At 48.5% G+C, this 8054-nt stretch carries 9 protein-coding genes; 5 read left to right on the top strand and 4 right to left on the bottom strand.

What is annotated here, in order from left to right:
- Window positions 1-43: 43 nt before the first annotated feature.
- Window positions 44-2284 carry a glycosyl hydrolase family 28-related protein gene (locus VGS28_01955; protein HEV2412550.1) on the bottom strand — a complete coding sequence of 747 codons (2241 nt, stop codon included), beginning with the start codon at window positions 2282-2284 and terminating at the stop codon, window positions 44-46.
- 131 nt (window positions 2285-2415) lie between these two features.
- On the opposite strand from VGS28_01955, the gene VGS28_01960 reads away from it, so the two are divergent.
- The 3 genes from VGS28_01960 to VGS28_01970 are packed head-to-tail and all read left to right on the top strand — an operon-like array spanning window position 2416 to window position 4067.
- The gene (locus VGS28_01960) at window positions 2416-3087 is read left to right on the top strand and encodes a hypothetical protein (GenBank protein ID HEV2412551.1); all 672 of its coding nucleotides are present in this window, start codon (window positions 2416-2418) and stop codon (window positions 3085-3087) included.
- A 36-nt stretch (window positions 3088-3123) separates the two neighbouring features.
- Window positions 3124-3660 carry a YbaK/EbsC family protein gene (locus VGS28_01965; GenBank protein HEV2412552.1) on the top strand — a complete coding sequence of 179 codons (537 nt, stop codon included), beginning with the start codon at window positions 3124-3126 and terminating at the stop codon, window positions 3658-3660.
- Window positions 3657-4067, top strand: a complete 411-nt coding sequence (locus VGS28_01970; protein ID HEV2412553.1) for a DUF3817 domain-containing protein — start codon at window positions 3657-3659, stop codon at window positions 4065-4067. The genes VGS28_01965 and VGS28_01970 overlap by 4 nt, the downstream gene beginning before the upstream one ends.
- Here VGS28_01970 and VGS28_01975 read toward each other — a convergent pair.
- Complete coding sequence (locus tag VGS28_01975) at window positions 4056-4805, bottom strand: glycosyltransferase (GenBank protein HEV2412554.1); 750 nt, start codon at window positions 4803-4805, stop codon at window positions 4056-4058. The two genes, VGS28_01970 and VGS28_01975, sit on opposite strands and share 12 nt — an antisense overlap.
- A gap of 106 nt (window positions 4806-4911) precedes the next feature.
- On the opposite strand from VGS28_01975, the gene VGS28_01980 reads away from it, so the two are divergent.
- A complete protein-coding gene (locus tag VGS28_01980; protein ID HEV2412555.1) occupies window positions 4912-5658 on the top strand; it encodes a PIG-L deacetylase family protein in 747 nt (248 codons plus the stop codon).
- A 3-nt stretch (window positions 5659-5661) separates the two neighbouring features.
- Here VGS28_01980 and VGS28_01985 read toward each other — a convergent pair whose 3' ends face one another.
- Both VGS28_01985 and VGS28_01990 read right to left on the bottom strand, forming a co-directional pair.
- A complete protein-coding gene (locus tag VGS28_01985; GenBank protein ID HEV2412556.1) occupies window positions 5662-6144 on the bottom strand; it encodes a GtrA family protein in 483 nt (160 codons plus the stop codon).
- A 1-nt stretch (window position 6145) separates the two neighbouring features.
- A complete protein-coding gene (locus VGS28_01990; protein HEV2412557.1) occupies window positions 6146-7198 on the bottom strand; it encodes an NAD(P)-dependent oxidoreductase in 1053 nt (350 codons plus the stop codon).
- A gap of 89 nt (window positions 7199-7287) precedes the next feature.
- Between VGS28_01990 and VGS28_01995 the strand changes: the two genes are divergently transcribed.
- Window positions 7288-8054, top strand: a 767-nt coding sequence (locus tag VGS28_01995; GenBank protein ID HEV2412558.1) for a hypothetical protein, incomplete at its 3' end; no start/stop codon positions are given.

Genomic DNA, 8054 nt, shown 5'->3' on the forward strand with positions numbered 1-8054 from the left:
CTCGTGTTTTGCCATAGATATATTTTACCCCAGCTAAACTATCCTACGACCAACCTCCGGAGCGTATACCAATAAGAATAGGTTTGAGGTTGGCATTTGCTAGCCCGGTAAGGGTTGTGGCGTTGCTTGGCAATGGACCTGAAGTTGTCCCAGACATGATAACTGACATGTTGCCTGATGCGGACTGCTTGTTGAATGTATCTGTAGTGTTGTCGATCCAAAGAGCGAGCCAGTAGACGCCCTTATCGATATTGATGTTACCACTCGTGAAAGCGGGCGTAAGTGTGCTAGATGAAGTGGCAAGGCTGGTGGCCGTTGCGGCAGCATGAGCTAGCAGAGTTTTCGGACCACCGTTTGTCCCGTCGCTCTTATAGATCCCGACATCATAGTGGCCTGCTCCGCCTGACGCAAACCTGACCCTAACACCAGTCAACGTAACCGGTGCTGGTACAGTTACAGCGACGAGATATGCTGTATTGACTGCACCGGCAGCTGAACTGCTGGTCTGAGCTATCTCCCCGTCGTAGATGGCTAGTGGTGTGACTGGTGGAGTCGCATTCAGACTGTACCAATTCGTTCCGTCAGTCACGAGCTGGACTACATCATAGTTGGTTATCAGCACCTTACTGCTAGCGCCGTCTATGGTTCCGCTTGAAGGAGTGATCGTAATGTTGTTTGTTGCTGCTGTCCCGGATATGTCCTTAATCACTAAGACGCGGCTTGCCATATTGGCGGGGTTGGGGATGGTGATCGTTATGGCGGCGGATTGGTTGCATAGAATATCAGTATCGGTCGGAAGTGCAGAGTAACTCGAAGTAGTGGTGGTGACTCCGCTGAAACCAGGGTTGTAGCCAAGAAAGTCAACACTACCAGAGTTAAGGGATATATAACCACTGGTTCCTGCCAGCAAGTTATTTCCGAGAATCGTGTTATTGGTGAATGGCCCGCCGGACTCACCTATCGCGTAGCTATAATGCACTGGCGCAGCGGTATTGTCGAATTTGTTACCTATGATCGTGTTGTTTGAAGAGCCGATCTGGATTCCGAACTGAACGGTATTCGTTGACGGAGAGCCGAGCTGGTTGTCGGCGAAAATGTGGTTGCCGCCGTTTATGGTGATAGCCTGATTTCTGACCTGGTCGAAACGGTTACCAACAACACGACAAGGACCACTGTTTGATAGACGGATTGCTTCAGTACTATAAGTACCGCCTTTCCCGAAGATATTGCCGCTAACATTCATATAACCGCTGCCGCAACGCAGATGCATCGCTGTTGTGTCTTGCGGTGAAAAGGCAGGTTGTGCAGCGGCTGTCGCAGCTCCCGCCCATTTAAAGCGGTTCTCAATGATATCGTTCGCCTCACAGTTGGTGGCAAAGATATTGGCGTTACCAACGTCAAAGACGCATCTAGATATCTGATTATCATAACCAAAATTATTCCCTGGTCCTGTGTTATCACCGTCTAGTAGGATCGCCCAGTTCGGACAGCCTTGGATAAAGACGTCACGGATATATGAATACCTGACTCCATACCAGTGGATACCATTGCCTTGTCCGGCAGTCGTTCCTGACATATTTGTGCAGTTAATTGAGAGCTGTTCAATTCCGATGTAGTTTCTGACGTAGCCGCTTGTTCCTGCCGTAGAAGGGATTGCAGTTGCAATAACATCGAAGTTGGCACCTGATTTCGGTTCGATAACAGTGTCCCAGCCTGATCCGCGAAGCAGTATAGAGTCGCCCGTTATCGTTATGCTTGAACCTGTCGCATAAGTGCCGGCTGGGAAGAAGACAACACCGCCACCTGCCGCCTGAGCTGCGGCTATGGCATTATTAATTGCTGTCGAGTCGTCGGAGACACCGTTACCAGTGGCTCCGAATCCCATGACGTTAAAAACTGTTGGAATTGCACTTGTCTGCGGGCTCAGTTGTGTCCAGTTTGTGCCAGAAAACGCCGCGCCTGAGTTATGGGAAGTGGCACAGATGAAGAAGCCACCGTTGTAGCTGACTGCATTGTCGACATTGTAATTGGTGTTTGTCTGCCAGGCTCCTCTAAAGTTAACGTTGGCCGATAAGTTTCCGAGTTGAGAAGCAGGGATCTGGCCCGAGCCATCTAAGGTGGCGATTCCATTTGCGGCGCCTGAAGATTGCGTCGTCAAACCGCCGGCCTTGGTAATAGCGCTCGTTTGGAGGGTGCCGTCTGAATTAAGGGAGACCTCAAGAAAGCTGTTAAGGACATTCCCCCAAGTTCCGTTATCACCACCAGGGTTTGGCAGGCGAGTCACTTCTATCTTTCCCTTTCAGACCTTAAGCATTTATATTATACCTCGAGCACGTCGGACTTGGTACGTCGGACTGTATATGGTAAAGGATCAGTCACTAGCTCGTAGATCTGGTTATGATGTATTGTGTGTTCATGACAGGAAGCACTCTTGAAGCTCCGACTCCAGTATCACCATTCGATCTTGACCATTGGTTAGCGCAGCGGGAAGCTAACCATGGACTGACGGTTGTTGAACTCGGGCATGGCAGCAGGCCTTTGGCGGAGGTCCAGCATTTTACTGACGGCCGCGCCTATGTTGGCATAGAAGCAGGCCTTAGCAGTTTCTTCTATGGTGGCGTAGCACGTCAAGTTATCGCAAGACTGCGCGAGAATAGGCCGGATGAGAATATATTCTTTTTTGAGCAGGCAGTCGACCCCCAGACTCGAACTGCTGACGATGCTAGAACTATCCTGCCAAATGGAGCTGCCAGCGAAGTCTTTCTTCGAAACGTTCTGAGCGATAAGGCAGTCTATACATCAGTTGTTGAGGTTGCCAAGATCTTAGGAGAGGCAAGTAGATTGACCGAGCCTGGTGGAAGCCTGGTTATCAGCGAGACCATTACTCCCTACGACCCCGTAGAGGTACGGCGAATGGCCGAGGAAGTGGGTTTAGTCTTCGGCGACTTAATCGGCCCGAAAGACAGTGGGTGGGACAGGCTGCAGGATATCTATCTTGGGGAAACAAGTATGTTAGATCGAGAACACCCCCAGGGCCATAGCTACTACATGATTCTCTCAAAGCCGTATCAAATCACCGACCACTAAAGACTAGCCGCACCTTTCATCTGTTATGATAGGCTCATGAATCTTGGGAAACTTACTTTTACGCCAGCCCTCGAATCTCCTGAACTGCTAGGCAAACCCGTTGCGGAGTATGTAGAACGTGCCCGATTAGGCGACGGCGTATGGGTGAGTCGTATCGATGCAGATCTTGCTGATACAGCGGTCTTTTGTGAACGGTACGATATCGGTCTAGATATATCGGCGAACTGTGTAGTCGTAGAGGCTAAGCGCGCCGATCGGGTCTGGTACGCGGTGTGTCTCATACTGGCAACTGACAAGGCCGATATCAACGGAGTGGTGCGTCGAAAGATTGACGCTAGGAAGATCTCGTTTGCGTCAATGGACACGGCAGTGAAACTGACCGGCATGGAGTATGGGGGAATCACACCGATAGGTCTGCCGGAAGACTGGCCCGTACTGGTCGATGAGCGGATCGTGGAGAAGCCACACGTCGTAGTCGGAAGTGGTATCAGGGGATCGAAGGTACTCGTCTCAACCAAGGTGCTATCGTCTCTACCGAACGTAGAGGTGTTAGCACTGGCAAAGGTAGGATGATCAGCTACCTCACTTCCCTACTCCGCAAATTTGAAACAAATCGTGTCTTTACGGAAGAAGAGGGGTGGATGCTCTTTAAGCTGGCCGCAGTTGGTGAAGGTGTCGGCTGGACTATCTTGATCGCAGGAATCGTTATCAGCAAATATGTAACACCTGGTAATAATATTGCGGTAGATTTTGCTGGGCACATCCATGGCATACTGTTCTTGATCTACGCGGTCGCGGCGGGTCTCTACCCCACGCTTCGTTGGTCACGAAAACGTGCAGTTGTTGCCCTGCTGGCCAGTGTCCCACCGTACGGTTCGATTCTTTTTGAGCAATGGGCGTGGCACGAGAGGCGAATGGCTGACTTTAAGAGATACCGCTACAGCCTAGCGCCACTTATCCTAGAGTGGCTAGGCCCCTGACAGATCTATCTTACGAAGACGTATACCGAGCAACTGCCTGAACGATATGAGCAGGTTATCGAGACGCATCTTCGACGTTCCGGCGATCCTTTCGGTGAACGTTATAGGGAATTCGTGCACCTTAAACTTACCCGAATTGATAAGCCGATATTTCAGTTCAACCTGAAAGTGATAACCTTTCGATGTGATCATGTCTGGCTTGGTTATGTATTGCAGTGCTCGCTTGGACAGTCCGTTGAATCCACCGGTATAGTCTCTCAGTTGCTTGGAGAGAATGATCCTGTTGATCGTATTACCGCTTCGTGAAAGAAAGTGTTTGCCTAGGTGCCAGTTTCGGACGTCACCACCACGGACGTATCGGCTGCCCACGGAAAGGTCATGACCATCCTGCAGGTGGGTGAGATGCTGAGCCACGTACTTGGGGTCATGCGACAGGTCGGCATCCATCTGGATAACACCTTTCAGCTTGGGTTCGTTTTTGAGCAGATGGCGGAAGGCGTTAAGATAAGCCTCCCCTAAATCAGTCTTTTCTGCCTTGGTTATAACGTTGACAGTGAGCTTCGGTTTGCGTCGATTGACAAAGGCTTCAACAACTCGTCGCGTGCCATCAGAAGAACTGTCATCGGCGACCAACACCTTGATGTTGGTCGCAAACTTGCCATATAGCTTGTCCAGCTGAGAGATCAGCTTGGTGACATTCTCCTTCTCGTTGTATGTGGGAATAACAATGACGTACATTAATCGGTGTGCCTCTCGATGATCTCTATCATAGTCTGCTGGTAGACTCTTAGCAATTACATTGGGTTATACTGATGATAGTTATCGAGTAGGCAGGATAAAGGCCATGAACACAATTGTAGACTCATTCGATGATGCATTTGCAGATAAGGACAGAGTACTAGTGGTCTCGGCTCACCCTGACGACAATGAGATTATCTGTGGCGCTCTCGTTGCCCGCCTAATCGCTGCTGGCAAACGAGTCCGACTCGTTGTTACGACGAACGGCAATAAGGGGACTGGTGATAAGAAGGTAGCCAGTGACGAGTTTGGCGGTATCCGCACAAAAGAGCAGATAGCTGCTGCTAAAGAACTAGGCATCCCTGCGACCGAATGTTTCAATCTAAATATCCCGGATGGCGAGCTAGAGACAAGTGTTGAGAATATCAAAAAAGTTGTCTTTCACATCAGGCAATTCAAACCCGACATTGTTATAACTCATAACCCTGATGAAGTAATCAACACGTTCTCGTCAAAAGAGAACGTCCACTGGGTCAATCATCGTGACCATCGACATACGGCCATTATCACCACCGATGCAGTCTACCCGTATTCGCGTGACAGAGCTTTCTTCCCAGACCAGCTCAATGACGGGCTGGAACCGCATACCGTTTATGAACTAATGTTTTCAGATTCTTATGAACACCCACTTAATCGCTTCTTTGACGTGACTGACTATGTCGATAAGAAACGTCGTGCTCTCCGAGCCTGCCCGAGTGTTGTCGAGGCCGAACATGTCGAAGAGTATATCGATGAGATCAAGTTAGGCGATAGATACTACGAACAACTGCGTTATCTTAGAGGGCTCTACTAGGGCTTAGTCGAGTTCTCTGATACTTGGCAGTTCGGTCAGCCTTGTAAACATTAGCTTCCGCAGACCAAAGTTCCAGATCATAACGACAGCGATAGCAAATACCTCCCCGACCAGATACTCGAGTCCAATCTTTGAGACACAGAACCAAAGAACCAATTCGTTGAGGCCAAGTCCGCCTACACCAACCAGCGTAAAAAGGGTAAATTCAAGTCTGAATCGATTACTTCTTTGGAAGATCCATAAAATACTCAGTATGTAGTTAATTATTGTTGCAATTAAAAATGCCAGACCTTCGGAGACCAAATATTGGATGTGCATAAGAGAGGTGAGGACGAACAGGGCAGCGAGGTTGACAGCTGCAGAAAAGCCTCCGACAAATAGGTAACGAAAGAACTGTATGCGCCCAGACCTCGTTTTCGCCACAAAAACTTTATGCGTGAGATCTCGAAAATCTGCTGCGCCGAATAAGATATAAATCGGCTTCATCTTATGAGATCCACTTTAGGAGCTTTATTATGCCCATTTTGGCAGCCTGCTTATGAGCCGAGACGTCGGTACGATGCTTTATATCGCTAAGGTGTTCATGGTAGTAGCGGTATGCCTTGTAGAGCATTTCTTGATTCGTAAGCGTAGGCTTCCATTCTAGGTCTTGCTTGATTTTGTCTGTGTCAAAGACAAAGCTCTCGGCGATCATATTATACTGATAGGGACCGAGTGGCGATATCTTTAACGCATAGGCTATCTTCATGAGTGGGATGACAATACTGCGCGGTAGATTGGCTACACGGGCATTTGTCCCAGCCTTTTTAATGACATAGTTATAGGCTTCAACGAATGTTGGGACATCATCGGAGCCAATATTAAAGACTTCCGATTTATTATACCTGAGTCCTTTGAGGAGAGCCTCGACCAAGTCGTCAGCGTAGATGAACTGATAGCGGTTCTTACCTCCACCGACAACCCAGACCTTACGTCCTTCATCGATAAATTCGAAGAGAATAGCTAATAAACCTAATCTACCAGCGTCAACGATAGTCGGACAGCGGACGATGATAGCCTTAAAGCTGTCTCTGTACTTCTTCTCAAGCAGAATCTTCTCGCCCTCCCATTTAGATAGCCCGTAGATCTCTACTGGTTTAGGCTGGTCGTCCTCGCGCACAGGACGATTAAAGCTTTCGCCCCATAGACAGTTTGAGGATGTAAAGAGAATTTTGGGAATGTGATACTTTCTCGCGAGTCCGGCGATGTTTCGTGTACCATCGACATTGCTAGTCCATAAGAATTTTTTGTCTTTGACGGCATGGGCCAAAATCGCGGCAATGTGAAAGATGGCAGCAAACTGGTATTCTCTGCCGAGACTATTTAGGAGTCTTCTATCGCGGATGTCTCCTTGAATAGAAACAAGGTTTGGATCGGTTATATCGTCCTTTTCAAGATCGATGGACACTACCTTGTAACCATCCTTTAGTAGTCTTTTCTTCAAAATACTACCAAAAAAACCGCTTCCGCCTGTGAGCAAGACTGTCTTCTGCTTTGTCATGATAACCTACTTATTCTGTCATATAATACTGTACTTCACCATGTTGCATCCCTAATTCAGAAGTGCCTGCTATACTACGTGGGACTACTATGATAGCAAGACTAAAGCCGCTTGTAAGTACTCGTTTCTGGAAGCTGGTCGTAATTGCTACTGTCTTTGCCCTGCCGTTGCTTGCTCTCAATATAGGTATCATGAGTGCTAAACGAGCCTGGGTAAGTGATGACATCGATCAGCAACTACTGATTTCTGACGTGCACCATGGTCAGCCTCTTGATGCCTCGTTTGGTCAGGATACCTTCATCTTAAAGTATCCCCTTTATGCGCTAGTTGGTAGGGTAATGCCACACGATCCCGAAGCGCTAGTTGTAACTGCGTCTGTCTTGATGGTGGCTATGCTGGCTCTGTTCAACGTATTCCAGTTTCTCGTCCATTCATCTCGGCGTCTAGGCATACTACTATCTCTCTATGTGGCCTCGATTGGGGGTTACGCTCTAGCTTTCTTAATAATGCCGAACATACGCAACGTTGAACTTCCGGCCGGTCTACTGACGGCTCTCACCACTTCTCTGTACTATTCGGGAAAATGGAGAAAGACCTGGCCCAGAACGGCCATCCTTATCCTTGTAAGTGCGGTTCAAATGGTTAGTGATGCATATGTCTTCTACTTCTTCTTGCTCCCAATGTCCGTTGGTATAGTTATTCTGCTTGCGGACAAGAAACAAGCGGTAAAGGATCAGCTTGTATACCTAGCTGGAGTTTATGTGTCGTGGAAAGTTGGCGTCAAAGTATTGGCGTGGCTTGGTCTTCGCGAGCTTGGACAACCGATAAATCCCCCACTCCATACCTTAATCTCTAG

Source organism: Candidatus Saccharimonadales bacterium, assembly GCA_035945435.1.
Taxonomy (GTDB): Bacteria; Patescibacteriota; Saccharimonadia; order Saccharimonadales; family DASZAF01; genus DASZAF01.

Coding starts and splice junctions, on each gene's coding strand:
- VGS28_01960 (HEV2412551.1), top strand. CDS start 2,416: ATGACAGGAAGCACTCTTGAAGCTCCGACTCCAGTATCACCATTCGAT.
- VGS28_01965 (HEV2412552.1), top strand. CDS start 3,124: ATGAATCTTGGGAAACTTACTTTTACGCCAGCCCTCGAATCTCCTGAA.
- VGS28_01970 (HEV2412553.1), top strand. CDS start 3,657: ATGATCAGCTACCTCACTTCCCTACTCCGCAAATTTGAAACAAATCGT.
- VGS28_01975 (HEV2412554.1), bottom strand. CDS start 4,805: ATGTACGTCATTGTTATTCCCACATACAACGAGAAGGAGAATGTCACC.
- VGS28_01980 (HEV2412555.1), top strand. CDS start 4,912: ATGAACACAATTGTAGACTCATTCGATGATGCATTTGCAGATAAGGAC.
- VGS28_01985 (HEV2412556.1), bottom strand. CDS start 6,144: ATGAAGCCGATTTATATCTTATTCGGCGCAGCAGATTTTCGAGATCTC.
- VGS28_01990 (HEV2412557.1), bottom strand. CDS start 7,198: ATGACAAAGCAGAAGACAGTCTTGCTCACAGGCGGAAGCGGTTTTTTT.